This is a genomic window from Romboutsia sp., assembly GCF_051659545.1.
Classification (GTDB): Bacteria; Bacillota; Clostridia; order Peptostreptococcales; family Peptostreptococcaceae; genus JBOFOR01.
On record NZ_JBOFOR010000267.1, the window covers coordinates 1 to 26,567 of the forward strand.

Here is a 26,567-nt window from a genome sequence, read left to right on the forward strand (position 1 = left end):
AATTATAATCTTTTACATCAGATTATATAATCTGATTATTAAAAAAGCAACTTAAGATATCTTCTATTAAATGAAAGATATTTTAAATTGCTTTTTTAGGTATATTTTCATATGAAATAAATTGACGTATAACACTATATAAATAGAAAAGAGATTTTTTGTGTCATAAAACCTTTAAATTACATGAATAATGGTATATTATTCTATATAGTAGAACATTAAAATAAGGAGGACCGCATGAACTTATATAAAGATATATTAGATAAAAAAGAAAAAATATCAGTAGTGGGGCTAGGATATGTTGGAATACCACTAGCAGTGGAGTTTGCAAAGTACGTAGAGGTAATAGGGTTTGATATAAATGAAGAAAAAGTTAATTCTTATATAAATGGTAACGACGTTACAAAAGAAGTTGGGGATGAAGAATTAAAAAAGACTACTATAGAATTTACTTGTGATGAAACCAAACTAAAAGAAGCTAAATTCCACATAGTAGCAGTACCAACACCAATTAACCAAGACAAAACACCAAACCTAAGACCAGTAATAGGGGCAACTGAAAGTGTGGCAAGAAACCTTACTAAAGGATCAATAGTAGTATACGAATCTACAGTATACCCAGGTACAACAGAAGAAATCTGTATACCTATATTAGAAAAAATATCAGGTTTAAAATACGGAGAAGACTTCAAAGTAGGCTACTCTCCAGAAAGAATAAACCCAGGGGATAAAGTAAACAGATTAACTACAATAATAAAAATTGTATCTGGATCTGACGAAGAAACTTTAGATATAATAGCAAAAGTATATGAAATAGTAATAGAAGCTGGCGTATATAGAGCGGAAAGTATAAAAGTAGCAGAAGCAGCTAAGGTTATAGAAAATTCCCAAAGAGACATCAACATAGCTTTTATGAATGAATTATCTATGGTGTTCAATAAAATGGGAATAGACACAAAAGCTGTACTAAAGGCAGCAGGAACTAAGTGGAACTTCTTAAACTTTACACCAGGATTAGTTGGGGGACATTGTATAGGGGTAGATCCATATTACTTTATTTATAAAGCAGAAGAACTAGGATATCACTCTCAAATAATATTAGCAGGGAGAAAAATAAACGATGGTATGGCTAAGTATGTAGCAGAAAATACTATCAAAAGTTTAATAAAAGCAGAAAAACAAATAAAAGGGGCTAAGGTTGCAGTTTTAGGATTAACCTTTAAAGAAAACTGCCCAGATACTAGAAATACAAAAATAGTAGATATAATAGAAGAATTAAAAGAATATGGGCTAGAGATATTAATTTACGACCCAGTAGCAGATGCAAATGAAGCTAAAGATGAATACGATATAACCCTAAATACAATGGAAGATATAAAAAATGTAGATGCAGTAATCTGTGCAGTAGCTCACGAAGAGTTAAGAAAGTTCACTTTAGAAGATATTAAAAACATGCACACTAAAGGCGATGTGGTATTAATGGACTTAAAGGGATTATACGATAGAAAAGAAGCACAAGATGAAGGATTAATATACTGGAGATTATAGTTAGGAGGAAATTTCATGAAAGTATTACATATATGTTCCTACTACATAACTTCTAAATTATATAAAAATCTAATAGAAAACTTAGAAGAAAAAGGTATATACAACGATGTGTATATACCAGTTTCTTCTGAGGATATGATTGGGAAGTTTAAAGGACAGGACAATGAAAAAACTAAGTACATTTACTCTAAATGTTTTAACCAATACGATAGAGTAAGTTTTAGATTGAAAAATTATAAGATATACAAAGATTTAAAACAAAAAATAGATTTAAGTGATGTGGATGTAGCTCATGCACATTCTTTATTTGTAAATGGATATGTAGCCTACAAACTAAAAAAAGAAGAAAATATAGATTATGTAGTTGCAGTTAGAAACACTGATGCTAATGTATTTTTCAAAAAAATGGTACACCTTAGAAAGCTAGGTGTGGAAATAATGAAAAATGCTAAGGCGGTAATTTTTATTTCTCCACGCTACAAAGACCATGTAATAAATACATATGTGCCTGAGAATTTAAAAGAAATAATCGAAAAAAAATCTGTAGTGTTACCAAATGGTATAGATGAATTTTGGTTTGAGAACCTACACATGGAAAGTAAGCCTATAGATAAAAATAATGTAAAATTAATATCAGTAGGAAAACTAGATAAAAATAAAAATATGTCGACTTCTATGGCAGTAACTAAAAAACTGAATGAGCTAGGCTACAAAGCTACCTTAGATATAGTAGGACAAGGACCAGAATTAGAGAATTTAACTAAAATGGTTGAAGAAGAATATAAAGGTATAGTTAACCTTCGTGGATTTATGAATAGAGAGCAACTAATAGATTTATATAGAGAAAACAACCTATATATAATGCCTTCTAAATTTGAAACTTTTGGATTGGTATATATAGAAGCAATAAGTCAGGGATTACCTGTAATATATACTAGAAATCAAGGCTTTGATGGATATTTTGAAGAAGGTAAAGTAGGTTATAGTGTAAAATATGATGATGTAGAAGAAATAACTGCAAAAGCTATACAGATTATAGACAAAGAGCAATGGAATTTACAAGAGTTAGAGCCAGAGCTAAAAGAATCTTTTATATGGAGCAATATAGCAGATAAATACAAAGATATTTATAAAGCTGATATATAGAAAGGCAATGTTTATGAAAATATTATATATAGTAAATATGAATGAAAATAATAAAAAAGGATTGTTTACTGCCAGTCATGAAAGATTAAAAGAGTTAATTAAGTCAAAAGAAATTGAAGACTATAGCATTTACTCTATAATGTTTTATGATGCAGGGCTTACTAAATTATTAAAAAGAGTAATGAAAAAGCCAATCAGAACTAAAGGGGCAGAACAATTTAAATATGATGGCCTAACTTACAAAAAAGTGTACATTAAAGTAGGTATGATTAATAAGATACTAGAAAAGCTAAACATGGACAAGTCTAATTATTCAACTTTTCTAAAAGGCTATGAAAAGGAAATAAAACAATGTGATTTGGTAAGTACTCATTGGGGCTATCCACATGGAAGAATTGCTTACTATATAAAACAAGTTTACAATAAGCCTTATATGGTAACTTATCATGGAAGTGATGTTCATACTATGCCAGTGAAAAATGAACACATAAAAACTAAAGTGCTAGAAGTAATGAATAATGCAACTAAAAATTTATTTGTAAGTAACAAGCTTTATCAAGCTGCTAAAAGGTTAGGTTACAACAAAGATAACTATATTATCACTAAAAATGGAGTAAATACAGAAAAATTCTATAAAATAAGTGATGATAAAATAAAGGAACTTAAACAAAAATTAAAGCTAACTGACAAGGTAGTTGGATTTGTAGGAAATTTAAATAACTTAAAAAGAGCAGATAAACTTATAGAGATTTTTGAGAACATAAAAAATAACTCGAAGGAAGAAGTAAGCTTTTTAGTAGTAGGAGATGGTCCTTTAAAAGGAGCCATGACCCAGCAAGGTATAGAAAAAAACTTAAACCTACACTTTACAGGAAATGTAAATGTAGATGAAGTAAGAGAATATATGAACGTGATGGATGTCATGGTAACACCAAGTAGAAAAGAAGGCTTTGGGTGTGTAATAATAGAAGCCAACGCTTGCGGAACTATGGTAGTAGCAAGTAATGTTGGTGGAATTTGTGAAGCTATACAAAATCAGGAGCTAATGGTTGAAGAAGGAGATAACTTTGAAATCAGATTTGCAAACAAAGTATGTGAAATCTTAGCTAGTGATTACGACAAATATAAGTTAATAAAACAAGTAAAAGATAACTTTACATGGAATAGTGCAGCTAAGGATGAAATGAAATTATATGGAGGTAGCTATGAGTAAAGCAGCAAAAGCCACAATTGGACTAATGGCAGTAACTATGTTGTCTAAGTTTTTAGGATTTGGTAGAGAACTTGTACTAGGTGCTGCTTATGGGGCAACTACTTATAGTGATGTGTATATTACTGCTATGAATATACCTAATACTCTATTCACTATAATAGGAACGGCATTAGTTACCACTTTTATACCTTTATATTTTGAAAATCATAGTATTGGCGGAGAAGAAAAAGCTAATTATTTTGTAAATAATATATTCAACATAGTATTAGTATTTGGTGTATTAGTATCTATATTAGGGATAATATTTGCAGAGCCTTTAGTAACAGTATTTGCAGTTGGATTTAAAGGAGAAAAATTTAGATTAACTGTTGAGTTCACTAGAATAATGATATTTGGAGGACTATTTATAGCGCTAAGTAAAGTAATAGCCTCGTTCTTACAAGCAAAGGAAAACTTTGTAGTAACAGGATTAGCAGGTATTCCTTTTAATATAATAATAATAACATCTATAATAGCAAGTGTATATTTTGATAACATATATATAATGGCAATAGGTACCTTACTAGGAATGGCAAGTCAATTGTTATACCAATACCCTTTTGCCCACAAAAAAGGATATAAATATAAGCCGTTATTTAATCTAAAGGATGAATATGTAAAGAAAATGATCTGGTTATTAGGACCAGTATTTATAGGAGTAGGGGTAAATCAAGTAAATGCAGTTGTTGATAGAACCTTAGCATCTACTCTTGTAGATGGTAGTATATCAGCACTTAACTATGCAAACAGATTAAATGGATTTGTTATAGGATTATTTATAGCATCTATAGCAGCAGTTATTTATCCTATGTTGTCTAAATTATCCTCAGATAATAATGAAGAAAAATTTACAGAATCAGTAGTGAAAAGTGTAAACAGTGTCATACTTCTAGTAATACCTATATCAGTAGGTGCAATAGTACTGGCAACTCCTATAGTTAGGGTATTGTTTGAAAGAGGAGCTTTCGATACTAGAGCTACAGAAATGACATCAATAGCCTTAGTGTTTTATTCATTAGGTATGCTAAGTTTTGGGTTAAGAGATATACTAGGTAAGGTATTTTATTCTCTACAGGATACTAAAACACCAATGGTGAATGGTGCTATAGCTATGGGTATGAACATAGCTTTTAATCTAGTTCTAATAAACTTTATGGGACATGCCGGTCTTGCATTTGGAACAAGTCTTTCAGCTACTATATGCATATTATTACTATTTAGAAGCTTAAAGAAAAAAATAGGATACTTTGGTCAAGATAAAATAGTTAAAGTAACTATGAAATCACTACTAGCAGCGATTGCTATGGGAATAGTAACTTTTTATTCATATAAATTTTTGAGTGGCATGCTAGGAATAAAATTAATTGGAGATATGATAAGTTTATTTAGCTCCATATTTATAGGAGCATTAGTTTACTTTATATTAATAATATTTATGAAAATAGATGAAGTTAAGATAATAACTAATATGGTTGCTAAAAAATTTAAAAAGATAAATTAAAAAGAGCTAGATAAACACTAGCTCTTTTTGGTGTGAGAAGCACTAAAAAAAGAGATGTGTTCAAATTTTTTAGTATGATAATTATACAATACTTGGTGAAAAATGTCTACTCTATAAAAAAAACACTTCAAATATATGGTAAGTGACTACTTAGTATTACACAAATATATAAGTATAATTACATACTATATTCTTCCAAATTGTTGTATAATAAAAAGGTAAAATAAGTTAGGGGGTAAGACTATGTCAGTTTTAGACAGAATGTTAAGTAAATCAGACGATATAGAAATAAAAAAATTAAATAAAATAGTTGATGCAATAGATGAGAAAGAAGCAGCTATTCAAAGCTTAAGTGACGATGAATTAAAAGACATGACAAATATATTTAAAGATAGATTAGCAAGTGGAGAAACTTTAGATGATATATTAGCAGAAGCCTTTGCAGTAGCTAGAGAAGCATCAAGAAGAGTACTGGGGATGCGTCAATATAGGGTTCAGTTAATCGGTGGAATAGTTCTTCACCAAGGTAAAATAGCTGAAATGAAAACTGGAGAAGGAAAAACACTAGTAGCAGTTGCACCAGTTTATTTAAATGCATTAGCAGGAAAAGGTGTACATGTTGTAACTGTAAATGATTATCTAGCAAAACGTGATAAGGAAATCATGCAACCTGTATATGAGTTTTTAGGAATGACTGTTGGGGTTATAGTAAATGGACAAGAACCAACAGAAAGAAAAGCTCAATATGAGTGTGATATAACTTATGGTACTAATAATGAGTATGGATTTGATTATTTAAGAGATAACATGGTAGCTACAAACTCTGAAAAAGTTCAAAGAGAGTTGAACTACGCTATAGTGGATGAGGTTGACTCTATACTTGTAGATGAAGCTAGAACTCCTCTTATAATCTCTGGAACTGGAGAGGAAAGTACGAAGCTATACGATATAGCAGATACATTTACAAATACTTTAGAAGAAGAAGACTATGAAATAGAAGAAAAAGATAATACTATAGCACTTAGTGACAGTGGTATGACTAAGGCTGAAACCTTCTTCAAAATAGAAAACCTAACTCATATAGACAACATAGAAATTTTCCACCATATTAATCAAGCTTTAAGAGCCAACAAGTTAATGGAAAAAGATGTAGACTATGTGGTTAAACAAAATGAAATAATGATAGTCGATGAATTTACAGGAAGAATAATGGATGGTAGAAGATACTCAGATGGCCTTCATCAAGCAATTGAAGCTAAAGAAAAAGTAGAAATAAAAAGAGAATCTAAGACTTTAGCTACTGTAACCTTCCAAAACTTCTTTAGAATGTATGCTAAGTTATCAGGAATGACAGGTACTGCAAAGACTGAAGAAGGTGAATTTGAGTCTACATATAGCATGAATGTTGTTCAAATACCTACAAATAAACCAATATTAAGAGCAGATTTACAAGAATTAGTATTTAAAACAGAAGAAGCAAAATACAATGCAGTTGTAGAAGCCATCGCTAAAATACACTCGACAGGTCAACCAATACTAGTAGGTACTGTGTCTATAGATAAATCAGAAATGCTATCGGGATTATTAAAGAAAAAGGGTATAAAACATGAAGTTCTAAATGCTAAGAATCATGAAAAAGAAGCTGAAATAGTAAAAAAAGCTGGTAAACTTGGCTCAGTAACTATAGCTACAAATATGGCAGGTCGTGGAACGGATATATCTCTAGGAGATGGAGATAAGGAAGACGAATCAAAAGTAAAAGACCTAGGTGGACTATATGTAATAGGAACAGAAAGACATGAAACTAGAAGAATAGATAACCAATTAAGAGGGCGTTCAGGTCGTCAAGGAGATCCAGGTACATCTAGATTTTTTGTAAGCTTAGAAGATGAAGTAATAAAACTATACGGTGGACACAGTATAGAAAAAATAATGAAAAGAATGCATGCAAAAGAAGATGAAGCCTTAGAAAGTAAAAGTTTAGCAAGAGCAATAGAAAGAGCACAAAAAGGAATAGAAGGTAAAAACTTTGGAATAAGAAAGAACGTAATAAAATACGATGACATAATAAATGAACAAAGAAAAGTTATCTACGCTGAAAGAAACAAAGTATTAGATGAAAAAAACATAGAAGAAGAAATTCAACAAATGGTAAAAAATATTATCAAGGATTCAGGAGAGAAATATCTTAGAAAAACTAAAGACTACTATGGGTTCTTAAATAGTATTCATAATAAATTTATGCCACAGGAATCTTTAATAATTCCAGGTATGGATAAAATGGCAGTAGAAGAAACTGTAGAATATACATATGAATTGTCAAAGAGAGTATATGACTTTAAAAAGATTGTAACTGGGATAGATAGATTAAGGGAACTTGAAAGAAGGGTATTATTAGAAGTTGTGGACTCTCACTGGATAGAGCATATAGATGCTATGGACCAATTAAGACAAGTAATAGGGTTAGCTGCTATAGGTCAAAAGGACCCTGTAAAGGAATATACAGTACAAGGATACGACATGTTTGAAGAACTAAATAGAACTATTAGGAACGAGACTGTTAAATATTTATACAAGTTTAGCTAATAAAAAAGGTAGGAATTTTAAAAATTCCTACCTTTTAGAACAAAGTTTGATAAAAAGACTTTAAAAATTTCCTAGGAAAATGAAAATGCCTTGGATTAAAATCCAAGGCATTTTCTATGTGAGAAATACGGAAAAAAGAGATGTTAGAAATTTCTTTCTTCCTAAGTTCATTATACTATAACTTTATTTAAAAGTCGAGGAGATATATTACAAAAAATTACAACTCTGTAACTTTTTTCATAAGCAAATGAACTGAAGATCAAGTGAATCAAGGGGGGATAGGCATGAGCAGAGTGCTAAAAAAACAAAGTAAAAAAAGGGTAACATCTATAGATGTTGTAAGAGGATTAACAATAATACTTATGTTGATTTGTAATAATCCCGGTTCGAGTTCGAGATATTACGAACAATTAAAACATGCAACATGGCATGGAGTAACACTGGCGGATTTTGGTTTTCCATTCTTTATTCTAATAATGGGAACTGCAATTCCCATAGTTATTGAGAAGAAACTATCTAAAGGGGAAGATAGTTTCAAAATTATAGCAGAGCTAGGGAAAAGAAGTGTAATTTTATTTCTTCTAGGTCTTATATTAAATTTCATATCAAATCCAGATTTTAATACTATTAGAATACTTGGGGTATTACAAAGATTAGGGATTGTGTATTTTATAACTTCAATTTTGTTCTTATTTGTTAATAAAATAACTGAAAATAGAAAGCTAGTTATAGCTACCTTGTTAAGTATATCCGCAGTCATAATAGTGGGATACTATGTAGTATCAAAGCCTTATGGATTTGAAATGGATGGTAGTTTGGCTCAAATAGTAGATATGATGTTTCTAGAAGGACATTTATATAAGCCTACGTTTGATCCTGAAGGATTGTTTACAACTATTCCAGCTATTGCTACTGGAATTATAGGTTGTGTTGTAGGATATATTATAAATAATTCCAAAGGTAAAGATTTAAATAAATTAGTTGGAATGGCACTTCTAGGTGGAGTAATGCTTGCAGCTGCTTTTGCCTTTAATAAGGTGTTTCCTTACAATAAGAGGCTTTGGTCTAGTTCTTATGTATTATTGACGGGAGGAACTTATAGTGTAGTTATGGCAACTTTTTACCTTATCTGTGATATGGGAGGGGTAAAGAAGATATTTGTGCCTATAATTGCTCTTGGTACAAGTCCTTTGTTTGTATATTTTGTATCAGAGGCAATAGAAAAGTTGATAAGTAAGATGCCTGTAAATGTATTTGAATTTATAACTTTTAAGTTTATGACACCATTAGTTGGAGATGTTTATGATTCTTTGGCATTTTCTGTAGGGTATGTTTTGTTATGGGGAGTGTTGGCAATTTGGATGTATAAAAAGGGAAAAATAATAAAAATATAGTAAATATAAGTATTAGAAAAGCCGTAAGCAAAGATGAAAATCAGAGCTTATGGCTTTTCTAATATAAACATATAAATCTAAGTAATATACTTATATGTAATAGTATCTAGAGAGAATATTTACTTAAAAAGTGTAATACTCAAAAGGATAAAATAATTAACTACACGACATAATAAAAGATTAGCATTATGGCCAATATTAATAAACCACCTAAGAACCTAAAATAATAACATAAGAAAAAATAAACATAATAAAAAGGATAATTAGGGGGAAAAATTATGAGATTGCCAAAAAAAATAGCAACTTTACTGACTATAAGTTTAGTAACTACTAGCGGAGGAACATATATATCACATGCACAAGAAGTAAAGGGTGAAAAACTTATAGGGAAAAATAGATGGGAGACAGCTATTGAAATAAGTAAAAATGGATGGACTAGTGGAAAAGAAGCAATAATAGTAAATGACGAAGCTATAGCAGATGCACTTGCAGCAACACCTTTTGCAGATGCAAAAAATGCGCCGATACTTTTAAATGGTAAAGATAATCTAGATGATAGAACTAAAGCCGAATTGAAAAGACTAAGAGTATCTAAAGTATATTTAATAGGTGGAGAAACTGTACTTAGTGAAAATTTAGAAAAACAATTAAAAGAACAAAATATACAAGTAGAAAGAATAAAAGGAGAAACTAGAGAGCATACTGCTTTAGCAATAGCTAAGAAACTAGATGAAATAAAAGATATCTCTAAAATAGCTGTAGTAAATGGTACGAATGGCTTAGCAGATGCTGTAAGTATTGCAGCTGTTGCAGCAGAAAATGATATGGCTATAATACTTTCAAATCCTAAAGATGGAACTAAAGTAGCAGATGAATTTATAAAAAATGAAGATATACAAACATCTTACGTAATCGGAGGAGAAGCTGTAATATCGTCAAGTGTAGAAGTTAAATTAGTAAATGCAAAGAGAATTAATGGTAATGATAGAAATGAAACTAATGCTAACGTTATAGAGACATTCTATACCAATAGAAATTTAAATAATGTTTATGTTGCAAAAGATGGAAAGCAGAATACAGGAGATCTTATAGATGCATTAGCGGTAGGAGTGTTAGCTGCTAAAAATGATTCTCCAGTAATGATAGTAGGAAGTAAACTAAGTAAAGGTCAAGTGAAAATAGGAACGAATAAAAAGTTTACTAAGGTAACTCAAACAGGAGGAAATGGAAATGAAGCAGCATATGAAGAGCTACTTAGACTTCAATTTTCAGGCGATACAAGTGGAAGCATAGGTGGTGGAGGTTCAAATAGTGGTGGAGGCGGAGGAGGAACTACTAATCCAACTACACCACAAGATCAAGTAGCACCATCAGGCTTAGTAGGATTAAAAGCTACAAACAAAGATAATAAAGATGGGAAAATAACAGGACTAGATAGTAAGAAATTATATGAATATAAGTTAGCTACACCGAAAGAAGTTAGTGCGTATAAATCAGTATTACCAGGCTCAACAGAAATAACAAATTTAGGACCAGGAACATACTATATAAGATTAGCAGCTATATCTGGAAAATACAATGCAAGCCCTGATACTTCTGTTACAATAGATACATACATTGAAAATCCAAATCCAGATCCAAGTAAAACGCCATTACAAAAACTAGAAGAACAAATAAGAGATATGTTAAAAAATATATGCCAATCAATAGACAAAAGCAATGTAGATAAATCTAAAATACAAGGAATTGTAAGTAGTATTGAAAATATATTAAACAACTGCATAACACAAGATGAGATATTACCACTAATATCAAACTTAAAACAATTATCTGTAGAATTATCAAAAGTTAATATAAATGATGCTTATTATAAAAATCAGTTTGGAAAAGATTTAAAACAAATTTTCATGACACTTCAAGAAGTTTTGTCAACTTGCCAAAAATTACAATCAATAAAAGCACAACTTAATACCGAACTAGCAAACTTAAATCAACAATTAAATAACATAGCTCAAAGTAAAAAGTCTAAAATAGAGCAATTAATAAAAGATCTTGAAGCGCTTAAGCAAACTTCACCTAAAGAAGTTCAAGATTCAATAGCTAGAGTAGAAGCAGAATTAAATAAAATACTTCAAAATATAGTAGCAGGCAATATAAATAAAGAACAAGTACAAAGTGCTATGTTATATATAGATGGCGAACAAAGTCAAATTGATGGTAAATCACAAGAAGCTACTACATTATTAAATGAGACTAAAGCTCAGTTAATTGAAATAGTAGATGCTTATGGAGTTATAGAAAATATAAGAACTCAATTAAACAATGTAATAAATAATATAGATAGCTTAGATACAACTTCTGTTAAAAACTTTGTAGAATCATCTTTAGTAGAAATAAATAAACTACCTGATAGTTCAGTAAAAAATGAATTAACAAATTTATTAAACCAAATAAAAAATACAATAAAAACTTTTGAATTAGTTCAAGAAACTATACAAAATATCTCACAAACAGATAATCCATTAGAGGTAATAAATATAATCTCTAATTCAGGATTAATTAGCAAAGGGACAATAGAAGAAGCTAAAAGATTAGTAGCAGGATTAGAAGAACAAGTAAATGCATTACCAGAGGGTGATTTAAAACCTGTAGCACAACTAGGTGTAACTTCAATAAAGCTAGTAATTGAATTAGTTGAAAAAAATGGAGTTCAAGGCAGTAAACCAATAACTACAGTAGACCAATTAATTAAATTTTTATTAAATACAGACTCAGTAACAGTAGATACACTTAGACAAGCTAAAAGTGTATTAGAATTAGTAGAAAAAATAGTAAATCAATTACCTGACGGTAATCCTCAACTTGCACAATTAAAATCAGAAATTAATAGTCAAATTAAAACTTTTAAAGGAATATTAGATGCAGCTATATCAGTTGGTCAATTAGATGAGTTTAAGGAAAAAGTTGAGAAGGCTTTAGCAGATTTAAATACTCAGCTAAGTAAGTTAGAGTCTGCAGGTGAAAATGTAACACAAGGCGATATAGATAAAGCAAAGAGTGCTTTAGAAAAGTTTAAGCAAAGTTTAAATACAGGAAATGATGTATTTGACGGAGCTCTTAATTTAACATATTATCCTAAAGTTAAGGATGCTGAAAAGAAAATAAGTAATGCTCAAGTAATATTAAATGGAACTGGAATTGTAAGGGGAACCGTAACTGATAAATCTAAACTTCCAGTAAAAGATGTAACTATAACAGCGACAGATTCTAAGGGTAATACAGTAACAGCTACAAGTAATGATATAGGAATATTTACTATGTCATTGCCAGGAGGCACATATACATTAAACTATAGTAAAGCAGGTTATGAGGCAGAACCACAAACAGTAATAGTTGAAAAAGGAAAAAATTTAACTATAAGCGCTGAAATAGGAAAAATAAACGCTACAGTAAGTGGATATGTTAGAAATAAATACTATATACCAGTAGTAGATGTAGATATAGTGGCGAAGAATAGTGATGGAATAGAAATAGCAAGAGCTAAAAGTGAAACTCTAGGAGTTTATAAGTTAGAGCTTGCACCAGGTTCATATACACTTGAATTAAGCAAAGCCGGACATAAAACTAGCTCAACTAGTGTAGTTCTTAGTAAAAATGAATATAAAATTTTAGACCTTGTTATAAATAAGTAGAAACAGACTAAGTCATCTTGGGGTAAAATTAGTGACGAATAGGAAAGATTAGTAAGAGTGTAAAAGCCCAACATAGAGAGATTGATATGCTCCCTTTATAGTAAACAGTTAGAATAATAAAAACTGTTACTAATGAAGGGAGCATATCTTTATGTCAAGAAAACAGAATAAACTTAAATTTAGGTAGTAGAAGAAGATGATAATTTAACTTTAATTTTATAATAAATCTTCTTAAAAGTTACTGGAATAAGTACTCCACAAACAACATAAAATGCTAAAGATTTAGTATCTAAAATATTATATCCATACCAACCATTACTAGAATAAGATTCTATACTAAAGTTAGTTAAATTTAAATAACCATAAACCATAGCCAGTATACTATTAATACCGAAAAATACTAACTCATGATGCATCATAATACTAAAAGTATCTCCACCAATAGCACTAATAGTTTTACTATCCTTTAAAGAAGGAACTAAAATCCTAGAAACCCTAAGCCAAAAACCAATACCAGTAATAGAGCTTATAAAAGGAAGTAAAATGTTAGATCTATTAAAATTATTACAAAATGCAGCACTAAAATTTAAGTCCTTATATTTAAGCGTAATAAAAAATTGAATAGCAAATAATATTATAAAATAAGAAACATTATTAAGCTTATCTCTAGACTCTAACTTACTTTTATAAAAATAGCCCAACTGGAAGAATGAAACTAAAAATAAAGTTCTAGTCAAGGTCAATTCAAAGCCTTCTATAAATCCTTTGTTACCTAAAATAACTCCCATAATACCAAAAATAAAAAACACAACCATAAAAATATATTCATTATTTAATTTAATGCTGTTGAAAGTACGCCTTATTAAAATATAAAAAACTTGAACTAAGAAAAGAGCAGGAAGGAACCAAGATGCAACATTTAGTCCAAACTGATGACCAGTTATAAAGGGTTCTATAAACAAATTCCAAAGCGTAATTGGTTTTGAAAAACTTATAATATTTTTATATACCAATATGTTGGCTAAGATTCCATAAAATAAATTCCATATAAAATAAGGAATCATTAGTCTATTGAACTTTTGCTTTATAAAACTAAAAAGGTTTTCTTCGCTACTTTTCTTATAAAAATACCCTGATATAAATATAAATAATGGCATATGAAACGAATAAGCAGGAAACCAATCTGTAAGTAATGATAGGCCTCCTTTGTGACCTAATACAACTATTATAATTCCAATAGCTTGAAGTATTAACATTTGATAATTAATATATTTACTCATACAATCCCCCTAGTATAAATTTATGTAGAAATATAATTAAATCTAAATATAATCATACTAAAAAAATATATAGATGTATATAAATAAGATTACGTTTTCTTTAAGACCCCCCGGGGTAAAATTAGTGACGAATTTTCTTCTGGATTTTTTATAATATCATCATTTATAAAGTTAAAAGTACCACTATTAATTACACCAGGGAAATACATACAAGCTACTAAGTCAGGCTTGATACTTTCTATTTTAGAAATCATATCTTCCATATTTCCACCAACATAGTCTGGTCTTAAATCATATAAATGAACTTCATTGTAATGAAGAGCTAAAAATGGTGCCAAAGCTATATTAAAGGAATCTTTTATTATGAATATTTTTTTATCATTATCAACATTGTTATTTGTTATTTTCATGTAATCATAGTCTTGCTTTAGGTAAACTGAATAAGGATTAGAAGAATAGTAATCCTTGCTTTCTAATTGTTCCATAAACAGAAGAGAATCATTAAAACTTCCTTCTCTTTTAATATTTCGACTTGGGACTTCTAGTGTGAAGTTTGTATCAAATTTAGGCGTTATTAAATCAATATCGTCAACTCCAGCAAAGTATGGTCCAACTCTTTTACCTCTACTGCCTAAGAAAATATCTTCATACTTTTCAATATTATAATTATTTATATCAAAATAGTTTTTATTAGTATTATCTATATCAAGTATAGAGTTTATTTTTTCTGTAATTTTGGTGTGTGCCCAAAATGCTCCATTAAAATTCCAATGATGATCTGTTTTAAAAAATAAAGAGTAATTATCAATATTATTCTTTTGTATTTCTTTTCTAATATCAAAGGTATCTATGTTATTTTCTTCAAGTCCTTTTAATAAGTTATTTGCATTTTCATTTATAAAAGTTACATTACCTTTGGGAAGATAAGAATCATCAGTTGGCATTTTATCAGGCAATTGTGTGTATAAAAATGGAATATCTTTTTTGTTAAGGTAATCTTTGAACTTAACAGTAGTCTCTACTAATGGAGCGGTATCTACTTTGTCAGTCATTGTTGTTAAATATCCATTTTCAAGTTTTACTATACCATTTAAACTTTTTTTATCCATTAATTTTGTAAATGCTCCGTTTAAAGTTATAAAGTTATTTTTACCTTCAAAGCTTTCGGCATATTTACTTTCTATTTGAGCTAGTCCTAATTTTTTATCATTTAGATTTTCTTCCATAGATATTTTATAATTGTTTTTAAAGTTAGATATATTTATAAAACCTACAAATACTATTGTAGAGCAAAATAGCATAGGTAATACAATATTTGATGCTTTTAGTTTGTTTTTCATTTGTCCCTCCTAGAAATTAAAATATATGAATGGGTTATGTGCTCCTATTGCTAGATATGATATTGATATAAATAAGATTATCATATAAACAAAGCTAGAAGTTATATCTAAAATTTCTACTTTTGAATCTGGTAATTTAGATTTTATTTTTTCTATTATTACTTTTAGGAGAGGTGTTGATAATATGATACCTAGTATTATTAATAAATAGTAATCATTTAGGTAAAGTATTGTATTAGCATCTATGAAGGTATTTCCTCTAAGTCCAAACATAGCAAATAAATGTTTTATTGCGTTAGTAAGTGTGTTTTCTCCGAATATAACCCATCCGACTATAACAAAAAATATGGTGAATACTTGATAAATACCAGCTAGTAATATATTTTTGTTTATTCTATTTGGTATTGAAAGTAATTTTTCAAATACTAATATAGTGAAGTAAAGCATACCCCATGCTATGAATTTCCATCCAGAACCATGCCATACCCCTGTCAAGAACCATACTACGAATAAGTTCAATATTAATTTAGATTTACTTTTTACTCTAGAGCCGCCAAGTGGGAAGTAAACGTAGTCTCTAAACCAGCTTCCTAAAGATATGTGCCATCTTCTCCAAAACTCAGTAATTGTTTTTGATATATATGGATAGTTGAAGTTTTCTAAGAATTCAAAGCCAAACATTTTACCAAGTCCTATTGCCATGTCAGAATACCCAGAAAAGTCAAAGTATATTTGCAGTGTGTATGCTATTGCTCCTAGCCATGCAAAGGAAATTGATAATTCATCAGTAGCAAATGATTTTTCAGATATTAGTGCTAAATTATTTGCTAGTATAACTTTTTTTCCAACACCAAATATAAATCTTTTTATTCCATTTGAAAATTGATTCATATTTGTAGTTCTATTTTCTATTTGCTCTGCAATTGTACTATATCTTACTATGGGTCCTGCCACTAATTGTGGGAAAAATGATATATATAATCCAAGATGGATTAAGTTGTTTTGTACAGGGACTGTTTTTCTATATACATCTACTAAGTAAGATAAAGCTTGGAATGTGAAAAATGAGATTCCAATAGGTAGTCCTAGATTTAGACTTTCAATTCCTATATTAAATAGTGAATTTATGTTGTTGACGAAAAAACCTTCATATTTAAACATAAATAAAAATATTAAATTAGAGATGATTCCTATTATAAGAATGCATTTTTTTGCTTCTTTATTGTCTGAGTTGTTAATTAAAATACCTAGTCTAAAGTTTATAAGTATACTAAATATCATTAGTAATACGTAGATAGGTTCTCCCCAAGCGTAGAATACTAGACTTGATAAGAATAAGAATGTATTTCTATGTGTATGTTTTTGCAATATTACGTAGTAAGTAAACAGTATTATTGGCAAGAATACAAATAGAAATATCATACTAGAAAAAACCATTAAATCCTCTCCTTTTGTTTTAGTTATATATTCCAAATAGTATTTTAACATATCATAGGTTAAATATCTAATGTATTGTTTAATTGTATCGAAGTAGACAATGCATTAGAGATATAGCATATAATAAAGAAAATATAAGTATAATAAAAAGGATGTCGAACAGACATCCTTTATTAGCATACAAAATATGTGCTATAATTACAATGAAACACGAAAAGGGGGGATTTTGATGAAAAAAACAGTTAAGCTATTTACAGCGGGATTAATTACAACAGCATTAGTTGCGCCAAATATAGCATTTGCAGCTAATACAAATACTATAAAAAATTCGGGGATTAACATAAATTTAGAAAAAAGAACGGTACTACTAGGGGATGAATCAAAAATAAATATATCTTTTCAACAAAAATTCAATGCTAACACTATAACGTTAAATCTTTTATGTTATGATATGCCACTTAGTGCAACTTTAAACTACAATCAAAAAACAAATTCTTATGAAGGAACAATAAACTTTAACAAAGATCCAGAATACTTAAATATATGGGAAATTGAAAATATAACAATAAATGATGAAAAAAATTCACAAATTTTAAATAAACAAAAACTAGAAGAAATGGGATTAAAACTAGAGGATTACAATATAACTCAAGAGTACATAATAAGTAACAAAAAGCAATTAAAAACATATCTACAAAAATCATCAGCACCAGTAAAAAAATTAGAAGGAAGCACAGCTTTTGAAACAGCAGTAAAAATAAGCCAAGAAGGATGGCAAGGCGGATCAGATAAAGTGATTTTAATAAATGGAGAAGCTATAGCGGACGGAATAACAGCCACACCACTTGCTACAACTTACGATGCTCCAATGCTACTTACAAAAAAAGACAGTATACCAGATAGTACCAAACAAGAAATTAGACGACTAAATCCTAAGGAAATAGTGATTATAGGAGGAAGTGCTGTTGTTTCTGAACAAATAAAAAATGAACTACAATCTACAATGAATACTACTGTAACTCGTATAGGTGGGAGCACTAGACATGAGACGTCTTTAAATATAGCAAAAGAAATAGATGGATATCATGATGTAAGTAAAATATATATAGCAAATGGATATAGAGGAGAAGTAGATGCTCTTACTATAGCAGCAAAAGCTGGAGAAGATAAGCAACCTATAATACTAAGTGATAAAACTCAAATACCGGAGAATACTTATAATTGGTTAAGAAATGAAAATTTAAAAGATGCTTACTTCATAGGTGGAGAAGATAATTTAACAACAGATGTAATACATCAAGTTGCAGCCATAACTACAGTAGAGGAAGGTAATAGTGTATATAAAAATAGAGTATATGGATTAGATAGACATGAGACTAATTCAAAAGTAATGGAGAAATTTTATCCGGAGCAGTCATTAGATGCAGTATTAGTAGCTAGATCGGATGTGTTAGTGGATGCTCTTTTGGCTGGTCCATTAGCAGCTAAGCTAAATTCACCAATACTTATAACTCCTACTAATTATGTATCTAAATATCACGAAAACAACTTAAAAACTAAAAGTGCAAATGTAGTTTATAAAATAGGAGACTCTATAAGAGATAGTGTCATAGATGATATTGCCTATAAACTATCGAAGCGTGTGTCAGGAGATAAAACAGTAGTAATTGATCCAGGGCATGGTGGAGCGGATTCGGGAGCTACAAATGCTATAGATAAGACTATAGTAGAAAAAAATTATACTTTAGATACCTCGCTATCGGCAGCACAATATCTAAGAGATAATAATGTAAATGTTATTCTTACTAGAGATAAAGATGCCACAATGGCACTAGGCGAAAGAACAAGTTATGCAAATTCAATAAATCCAGATTTACTTGTAAGTGTTCACTATAATGCATCAGATACTAAAGGCAATGGTATAGAAGTATTCTATAGAGATATAGATAAAAATGGTGGAGTTACAAAGACTTTAGCTACTAATATGTTAAATAGTGTGTTAGAAAAATTCAACTTGAAAAACAGAGGTATTAAGACTAGAATTATAGGGTCAGGATCACTACAAGGTAAAGATTACTTGCATATGATAAGGGAAAGTAAAGCTCCAGCGGCATTAATTGAGTGTTCTTTTATCGATAATGAGCAAGATCAATTACTTGTAAATACCTTAGAAAAAAGACAAATTTTAGGAACTCAAATTGGTAAAGGTATAGAGCAAACTATTAAATAGAAAAAATACCTTTGTAGAAAATATACACAAAAAAGTTAATATTTAGAAACAAGTTATTGATATAGCATTTATTGTATTGATAAGATGTCGTTTTTTGAGTATAATATATAAATAAGTTAGAATATAATGTACAAAATTTATTCCAATGTGGAGGTAATTATGTCTGGATATGCTGATGAAGGGTGCAAGGTTTCCAAAGACCCAACATACAAACATACTATTGATTATAGTATGGTTAAGGGTAATATCATATTTGATATGTATCAAAGAGCTTTAGACATAGTACTATCATTAATAGGACTTTTAATTGGAGTGCCTTTAATAATAATATTTGGAATTCTTATTAAAATAGAAGACAATGGACCAATAACTTATAATCAAGAAAGACTAGGAAAAGATGGAAAAAAGTTTTATATATATAAACTAAGATCTATGAGAACTGATGCCGAAAAATTCGGAGCACAGTGGGCGGATAAAGATGATCCTAGAATTACTAAAGTTGGGAAGTTTATTAGAAAGACTAGAATTGATGAGATACCACAATTATTTAATATACTCAAGGGAGAGATGAGTATTATAGGGCCAAGACCAGAGAGACCTTCATTTACTGAAGAATTCAACAAAGAGATACCAGGGTTTATTAATAGACTAGCTATAAAACCAGGACTTACAGGATGGGCCCAAGTAAATGGTGGTTACGAAATTACTCCAGAACAAAAGCTTATAGAAGATGTGTACTATATAAAAAATAGGAGTATAACATTAGACTTAAAGATACTCTTTAAAACTGTTAAAGTGGTTTTAACAGGAGATGGAGCTAGATAATTTTAAAAATTAGATTATTAACCAATAAAAGGGCTCTTTATAAAGGGTCCTTTTATTATTTTGTCTCTAGATGGGAAGAATATTATTATAAATCAATTTTAAATTAGAAAAGGATATGAGATATATGATGAAAAAAATTAAGGTTTTATTTTGTGCCCTGGTATTAATTTTAGCGTCAGGGACTCTAGATGTATATGCACAGAGTAAGTACAATAAAGAACGTATTAAAGGAACTAGAAGAGAAATTTCAATGGAGTTAAATAGAAGCGTTTTTAAATCTTCAAAGGAAGCTATTTTTGTAAATGAAGATTCTGTTATTGATGCTATAAGTGCAACGCCTTTAGCTTATGCAAAGAATGCTCCAATAATAATAACTCAGTGGAAATATATTGATAAAATAACAAAAGATTACATAAAAGATTTAGGTGTTGAAAAAATAACTATAATTGGTGGTTTAAAAGCCATATCTAGAACTACAGAAAAAGAACTAACAGATATGGGAATTAAAGTAGAAAGAATTTATGGTGAAAATAGATACGATACATCTATTCAAATAGCAAAACAATTAGATAAAATACAAAAGGTATCTGATGTATTTTTAATTTCGTCAAGCGCAGGAGTTGAAAATTCTTTAGCTTTATATTCATATGCAGCACAAAATAATATTCCAATAATATGGAATACAAAAGAAGATTTTAAGGACATTAAAAAATTCGTAAAAAAATATGATGTTGAGAATGTTTATGCAGTTGGCAATTCTGAAAATTTCATAGCTGGAGCAAAAGAAAATTTTAAAAATGTACAAATTATAAGAGAAATGAATAAATCAGAAACTAGTATACCTATTATAAATAAAATGCATAAAGGTGATATAGATACGGTGTACACTGCTACACCAGAATATGGAAGAAAAACTGTTGCTCCAGAGTATATTTCACTAGGAGTAGTTGCTGCTAAGCAAAATATACCTATATTAGTTTGTGGAGAGAGTTTCACTTACAATCAGAGTAAATTTTTAGAGAGGAATAAGGTGAATAAAATCATAGAAGTTGGAGCTGTAGTTGACGACTATAGCATAGCTCATACTCTGACTAGTAGAAGTTTTATTTCGGCAACAATATTAATAGGATTATTATTAATAATTACATTTAGAGCCTTTAGATACGGAGCTTAAAATTTTACTTAGGATAAGGAGAAAGAGAAATGTCAAAAACAGCTAAGGCAGCATTATGGATATTACTAGCTACCCTGTTTTCAAAAATATTAGGATTTTTTAGAGAAGTTGTCCTAGCCAATTTTTATGGTACAGGAGCTTATGCGGATGTATTTTTGCTAACAGTAAATATTCCAGGACTAATCGTGGCAGTAGTAGGTTCTGCTGTAGCAACAACTTATATTCCTTTGTACTTTGAAGCTAAGGAAAGAGATGGAGAAGAAGGAACTATAAAGTTCACTAACAACATTTTAAATATTTCTTTTGTACTGGCTATAATAATAGCTATATTAGGGCTTATATTTACAGAAGAATTTGTAAAAGTATTTGCAGGAGGTTTTGAAGGGGAAAAATTCACTCTTGCAGTTAAATTTACTAAGATTATGATATCAGGAGCTATATTTTTAGCTGGGAGCAAAATCTTCGCTTCCTATTTACAAGTTAACGATAGTTTTGGAATACCTGCGCTAATAGGTATACCTTATAATATAATAATTATAATTTCAATTATGATTAGTGTAAATGCTAATCCAGATATACTAGCAATAGGAGCATTGATTGCTATGGCAAGTCAAATGTTTTTCCAAATTCCGTCTTCACTAAAAAAAGGCTATAGATACAAGCCATATATAAATATGAAAGACGAAAGTATAAGAAATATGGTAGTGCTAGTGCTTCCTATGCTTGTAGGAGTAGCAATAGGACAGCTAAACTCATTTGTAGATAAAGCGTTGGCTACTACTCTTGGTGATGGTTATTTATCAGCATTAAACTATGGTGGTAAATTAAATGATGTAATAATGGCATTGTTTGTAACTTCTATAATAACTGCTATTTATCCTAAATTATCAAAAATATCAAGTGGCGATAATAGAGATGGATTTATTAACTTAATTGTTAAGTCAGCAAACTATATTATATTATTAGTGTTACCTATTGTAGTTGGATGTATGATTTTAGCAGTTCCTATAGTTAGAATATTATTTGAAAGAGGAGCTTTTGATGCACAGTCTACTATGTGGACAGCAACTTCCTTAAAATTATTTTCTCTAGGATTATTGGCAAGTGCAGTAAGAGATGTTTTATATAGAGCATTTTATTCTATGTCAGACACAAAAACGCCTATGATAAATGGAAGTATAGCTTTAACTATGAATATAGTTTTCAACTTAATCTTAATTAAGCCATTAGGATATAAAGGAATAGCTTTATCTACAAGTTTATCTTCAATGCTTACAGTTGTATTATTACTTTTCTCTTTAAAAAGAAAGTTTGGATACTTTGGTGGAGATAAAATTTTATCTACGACTCTAAAAAGCTTAATTGCTTCTGTAATAATGGGTATTGTAACTTACTTCTTATATAAATACCTAAATGGAGCTTTGGGATTAGGTACAATAAATGAGATAATATCTGTAGGAACCTCTGTACTTGTAGGAGCGATAGTGTATGGAATAGTTGTTATAGTATTGAAAGTAGAAGAGGTAAATTTAGCAATAGATATGGGAAAAAAATATAAAAATAAGTTATTGAAAAGACAGTAATTAGGGAGGCAATAGTTATGTACTATAAAAAAGCATATGAAGAGTGGTTAAACTCTCCTTATTTTGATAGGAATACAAAAGAAGAATTATTAAATATAAAAGAAGATGAAAAAGAAATACAAGAAAGATTTTACAAGAACTTAGAGTTTGGGACTGGTGGCTTAAGAGGAATAATCGGAGCTGGAACTAACAGAATAAACCTGTACACTATAAGACGTGCTACTCTAGGAGTTGCAAACTATATTGTAAAAACTATGGGTCAAGAAGGTAAAGATAAAGGTGTAGCCATAGCTTATGATAGTAGATTTATGTCTAGAGAGTTCTGCATTGAAGCAGCTAAAACGCTAGCAGCTTATGGTATAAAGGCGTACATATTTGATGACTTAAGACCGACTCCAGAGTTATCTTTTGCAGTAAGATATTTAAACTGTGCTATGGGGATAGTAATAACTGCAAGTCATAACCCGAAGGAATACAATGGCTATAAAGTATACGGTCCAGACGGTGGTCAAGTTTGTATAGAAATGGCAAATGAAATAATCTCAGAAGTTAATAAAATAGAAGATTATAACACTATAAAAACTATTGATTTTGAAACTGCTAAAAATAGTAACTTAATAGTAGAGTTAGACGATAGTGTAGATAAAGAATTTATAAAGGCTGTTAATAGTCAAATAATAAGACAAGATATAATAGATGCTTATGGTAAAGATTTAAAAGTAATCTTTACACCTATACATGGAACTGGAAATAAATCTATAAGAACATCTTTAAAGCAAGCTGGTTTTGAAAATGTAATTGTAGTCAAAGAACAAGAAAATCCAGATCCAAATTTCTCAACAGTAGAGTATCCTAATCCGGAAGAAAAATCTGTATTTAATATAGCTATAGAAATGGCTAAAGAAAATGGAGCTGATTTAATAATAGGAACTGACCCTGACTGTGATAGAGTTGGAGTAGTAGTGAAGGACTCTAAGGGAGAATATGTAGTATTAAATGGAAATCAAGTGGGTTCTTTATTAGTTAGATACATAATAGAGAGCATAGTTGCGAAAAATAAATTACCTAAAAATCCTACTATAATAAAGACTATAGTAACTTCAGAACTTGGGGCTAAAATAGCTGCTCACTATGGAGTTAAGAGTATAGATACTTTAACTGGATTTAAGTTTATAGGTGAAAAAATAAATGAATTTGAGATAGTAGCTTCTAATAATGAAGAAAGCAATTCATTTATAATGGGTTACGAAGAAAGCTACGGTTATTTAGTTGGAACTCATGCTAGAGACAAAGATGGAGTAGTAGCGGCACTTTTAATCTGTGAAATGGCAGCTTACTATGCTTCTAAGAACATGAATCTATATGAAGCAATGATGGATACTTATGAAAAGTTTGGATATTATAAAGAAAACCTAATATCAATAACTTTAAAAGGAATAGAAGGAATAGAAAAAATAAAGGAAATAATGAACTACTTTAGGACTACAAATATAGAAAATATAGCAAATATTAAAGTAGATAAGGTACTAGACTACAAAGAAGGCGTAGAAAATTTACCTAAGTCAGATGTGCTCAAGTTTTTACTACAAGATGGTTCTTGGATAGCTGTAAGACCTTCGGGAACTGAACCTAAGATAAAATTCTACATTGGAACTAACAGTGACAATGAACAAGACGTAGATTCAAAATTATCAAAGCTAATATCTTCAATGACTGAAATTGTAGATGCTATATAGCGGGAAAGAGGTAATCTTATGAAGGTATATAATGTAATAATGGCTGGTGGCGGGGGAACTCGCTTCTGGCCTTTAAGTAGGCAAGAAGTTCCTAAGCAGTTAATAAACTTAAGTGGAGAAGATGCACTAATCAATGAAACTATAAATAGAATAGAAAATCTAGCAAAAAAACAAGACCTATTTATAGTAACCAATGAAAAGCAAATTGATGCACTAAAAGATATAGTAAAGGACAAATGTTTATTTGAAAATATATTACCAGAGCCATGTGCTAGAAATACTGCTGCGGCTATAGGTTTTGCAGCTTTCAACATAATGAAAAAACATGGTGATGGAGTAATGTGTGTTTACCCTGCTGATCACTACATAAAAGACCAACCTGGCTTTGAAAAAGTATTAGATAAGGCAGTTAAAGTAGCTATGGAAAATGAGAAGCTAGTTACTATAGGTATAACACCAACTTTCCCGTCTACTGGTTATGGTTATATAAATTTTGACCAAGAGTCTGTGGTAGGAAATGAGGCTTATGAAGTATTAGAGTTTGTAGAAAAGCCAAGTTTTGAAGTTGCAAAAGCTTATGTAGAATCTAAAAAATATGTATGGAATAGTGGGATGTTTGTATGGAAGGTATCAAAAATACTTGAAGACTTTAAGAGATACTTACCAAAGGTTTATGAAAAACTAGAACAATTATCTAAATTCTTAGGTACAGAAGAAGAAGCAAAAGCTATACAAAGAATATATCCGACTATACCTTCTATATCTATAGACTATGGTGTAATGGAAAGAAGTAATGATGTGGTAGTTGTTCCTGGAGATTTTGGATGGAACGATGTTGGGTCATGGGATTCTTTAGGTGCTATATACCCTACTGATGAAGAAGGTAACATAAAAAGAGGAGATTTTATAACTATTGATACTAGTAATTCAATCATTTACTCAGATGATAAATTAATAGCTACTGTTGGAATAAATGATTTAATAGTTGTATCTACTAATGATGCAGTTATGGTTTGTAGAAAAGATAGAGCACAAGATGTTAAAAAAATAGTAGATACATTAAAAGAAAAAGATAGAAATGAATATATCTAACATAGGAGGTGCTAAGTTGATACCTAAAAAAATACATTTTGTATGGATAGGTGGTCCAAAAGGAAACCTAGAAAATATATGCATTAATTCATGGAAAGAAAAATTACCAGACTATGAGATAGTAGAATGGAATGAAAGTAATTTTGATATAGAAAAAGAAATAAAAGGCAAGAGGTTTTTAGAAGAATGTTATAAGAGAAAACTTTGGGCGTACATATCTGATTATATAAGGCTAAAGGCTTTATATGAGCAAGGTGGAGTGTATATGGATACGGATATGCAGATAATACAGGATATAACACCACTTTTAAAAGAACACAAAGTTTTCTTTGGATATGAAGATGAAAAGTATATAAGTTGTGGAATTATAGGAGCTAAGCCTGGTCATAAACTGTTTGAGGAAATACTAGCATTTTATGAAAGTGATATTTTAAGTGCTGATTTCTTCACAATACCTAAGGTAATAACTCATATTATACAACAAAAGTATAAGCAAATAGATAAAAATAACTATGAAGATGGAATACATGTATACGATAAAGAGTATTTTTATCCATTTAGCTACAAAGAAGAGTTTTATTATGAATGTATAAAGCCCAATACCTATGGAATACATTGGTGGGGCAAAAGCTGGGCTAAGAAGAGAGATTACTTCCTAGAAAGTAAGCATTTAAATGGCGTAAATAAAGTAGTAAAATGTTCTAAAATTTTTGCTAGTAATACACTTCTTAGCTTAAAAGGGAGAAAGTAA

General features: G+C 29.8%; 17 protein-coding genes. 14 read left to right on the top strand and 3 right to left on the bottom strand.

Features of this window, described 5'->3' with window-relative positions:
- Positions 1 to 237: 237 nt before the first annotated feature.
- The 7 genes from ACRC03_RS15425 to ACRC03_RS15455 all read left to right on the top strand — a co-directional run bounded on the left by ACRC03_RS15425 (position 238) and on the right by ACRC03_RS15455 (position 13,119).
- The gene (locus tag ACRC03_RS15425) at positions 238 to 1,548 is read left to right on the top strand and encodes a nucleotide sugar dehydrogenase (protein ID WP_438653483.1); all 1,311 of its coding nucleotides are present in this window, start codon (positions 238 to 240) and stop codon (positions 1,546 to 1,548) included.
- A 15-nt stretch (positions 1,549 to 1,563) separates the two neighbouring features.
- Entirely contained in the window at positions 1,564 to 2,694 is a 1,131-nt protein-coding gene (locus tag ACRC03_RS15430) for a glycosyltransferase family 4 protein (protein WP_438653484.1), read from the top strand.
- A 13-nt stretch (positions 2,695 to 2,707) separates the two neighbouring features.
- Complete coding sequence (locus tag ACRC03_RS15435; protein WP_438653485.1) at positions 2,708 to 3,907, top strand: glycosyltransferase; 1,200 nt, start codon at positions 2,708 to 2,710, stop codon at positions 3,905 to 3,907.
- On the top strand, positions 3,900 to 5,447 hold the full coding sequence (gene murJ / locus ACRC03_RS15440; RefSeq protein WP_438653486.1) for a murein biosynthesis integral membrane protein MurJ: 1,548 nt from the start codon (positions 3,900 to 3,902) through the stop codon (positions 5,445 to 5,447). Before ACRC03_RS15435 ends, murJ (ACRC03_RS15440) begins: the two co-directional genes overlap by 8 nt.
- Positions 5,448 to 5,690: 243 nt before the next feature.
- Complete coding sequence (secA, locus tag ACRC03_RS15445) at positions 5,691 to 8,033, top strand: preprotein translocase subunit SecA (protein ID WP_438653487.1); 2,343 nt, start codon at positions 5,691 to 5,693, stop codon at positions 8,031 to 8,033.
- Between the two features lie 284 nt (positions 8,034 to 8,317).
- Positions 8,318 to 9,427, top strand: a complete 1,110-nt coding sequence (locus ACRC03_RS15450) for an acyltransferase family protein (RefSeq protein WP_438653488.1) — start codon at positions 8,318 to 8,320, stop codon at positions 9,425 to 9,427.
- 278 nt (positions 9,428 to 9,705) lie between these two features.
- Positions 9,706 to 13,119: a cell wall-binding repeat-containing protein gene (locus ACRC03_RS15455; RefSeq protein ID WP_438653489.1), complete on the top strand. Its 3,414-nt coding sequence runs from the start codon at positions 9,706 to 9,708 to the stop codon at positions 13,117 to 13,119.
- Positions 13,120 to 13,298: 179 nt separating this feature from the next.
- Here ACRC03_RS15455 and ACRC03_RS15460 read toward each other — a convergent pair whose 3' ends face one another.
- The 3 genes from ACRC03_RS15460 to ACRC03_RS15470 all read right to left on the bottom strand — a co-directional run bounded on the left by ACRC03_RS15460 (position 13,299) and on the right by ACRC03_RS15470 (position 17,176).
- Complete coding sequence (locus tag ACRC03_RS15460) at positions 13,299 to 14,399, bottom strand: acyltransferase family protein (protein WP_438653490.1); 1,101 nt, start codon at positions 14,397 to 14,399, stop codon at positions 13,299 to 13,301.
- A gap of 89 nt (positions 14,400 to 14,488) precedes the next feature.
- Positions 14,489 to 15,739 carry a DHHW family protein gene (locus ACRC03_RS15465; protein ID WP_438653491.1) on the bottom strand — a complete coding sequence of 417 codons (1,251 nt, stop codon included), beginning with the start codon at positions 15,737 to 15,739 and terminating at the stop codon, positions 14,489 to 14,491.
- A gap of 9 nt (positions 15,740 to 15,748) precedes the next feature.
- Positions 15,749 to 17,176 (bottom strand): MBOAT family O-acyltransferase, encoded by a 1,428-nt coding sequence (locus tag ACRC03_RS15470; RefSeq protein WP_438653492.1) that lies wholly within the window; start codon positions 17,174 to 17,176, stop codon positions 15,749 to 15,751.
- Positions 17,177 to 17,405: 229 nt separating this feature from the next.
- On the opposite strand from ACRC03_RS15470, the gene ACRC03_RS15475 reads away from it, so the two are divergent.
- From ACRC03_RS15475 to ACRC03_RS15505, 7 genes are all read left to right on the top strand, one after another.
- Positions 17,406 to 19,406, top strand: a complete 2,001-nt coding sequence (locus ACRC03_RS15475; RefSeq protein WP_438653493.1) for a cell wall-binding repeat-containing protein — start codon at positions 17,406 to 17,408, stop codon at positions 19,404 to 19,406.
- 159 nt (positions 19,407 to 19,565) lie between these two features.
- Positions 19,566 to 20,231 carry an exopolysaccharide biosynthesis polyprenyl glycosylphosphotransferase gene (locus tag ACRC03_RS15480; RefSeq protein ID WP_438653494.1) on the top strand — a complete coding sequence of 222 codons (666 nt, stop codon included), beginning with the start codon at positions 19,566 to 19,568 and terminating at the stop codon, positions 20,229 to 20,231.
- A 124-nt stretch (positions 20,232 to 20,355) separates the two neighbouring features.
- On the top strand, positions 20,356 to 21,405 hold the full coding sequence (locus ACRC03_RS15485; RefSeq protein ID WP_438653495.1) for a cell wall-binding repeat-containing protein: 1,050 nt from the start codon (positions 20,356 to 20,358) through the stop codon (positions 21,403 to 21,405).
- 29 nt (positions 21,406 to 21,434) lie between these two features.
- Positions 21,435 to 22,988, top strand: coding sequence for a murein biosynthesis integral membrane protein MurJ (gene murJ, locus ACRC03_RS15490; RefSeq protein ID WP_438653496.1), 1,554 nt, complete (start codon positions 21,435 to 21,437; stop codon positions 22,986 to 22,988).
- A 17-nt stretch (positions 22,989 to 23,005) separates the two neighbouring features.
- On the top strand, positions 23,006 to 24,724 hold the full coding sequence (locus ACRC03_RS15495) for a phospho-sugar mutase (RefSeq protein ID WP_438653497.1): 1,719 nt from the start codon (positions 23,006 to 23,008) through the stop codon (positions 24,722 to 24,724).
- A gap of 18 nt (positions 24,725 to 24,742) precedes the next feature.
- Positions 24,743 to 25,816 carry a mannose-1-phosphate guanylyltransferase gene (locus tag ACRC03_RS15500; RefSeq protein WP_438653498.1) on the top strand — a complete coding sequence of 358 codons (1,074 nt, stop codon included), beginning with the start codon at positions 24,743 to 24,745 and terminating at the stop codon, positions 25,814 to 25,816.
- A 16-nt stretch (positions 25,817 to 25,832) separates the two neighbouring features.
- A complete protein-coding gene (locus ACRC03_RS15505) occupies positions 25,833 to 26,567 on the top strand; it encodes a glycosyltransferase (protein ID WP_438653499.1) in 735 nt (244 codons plus the stop codon).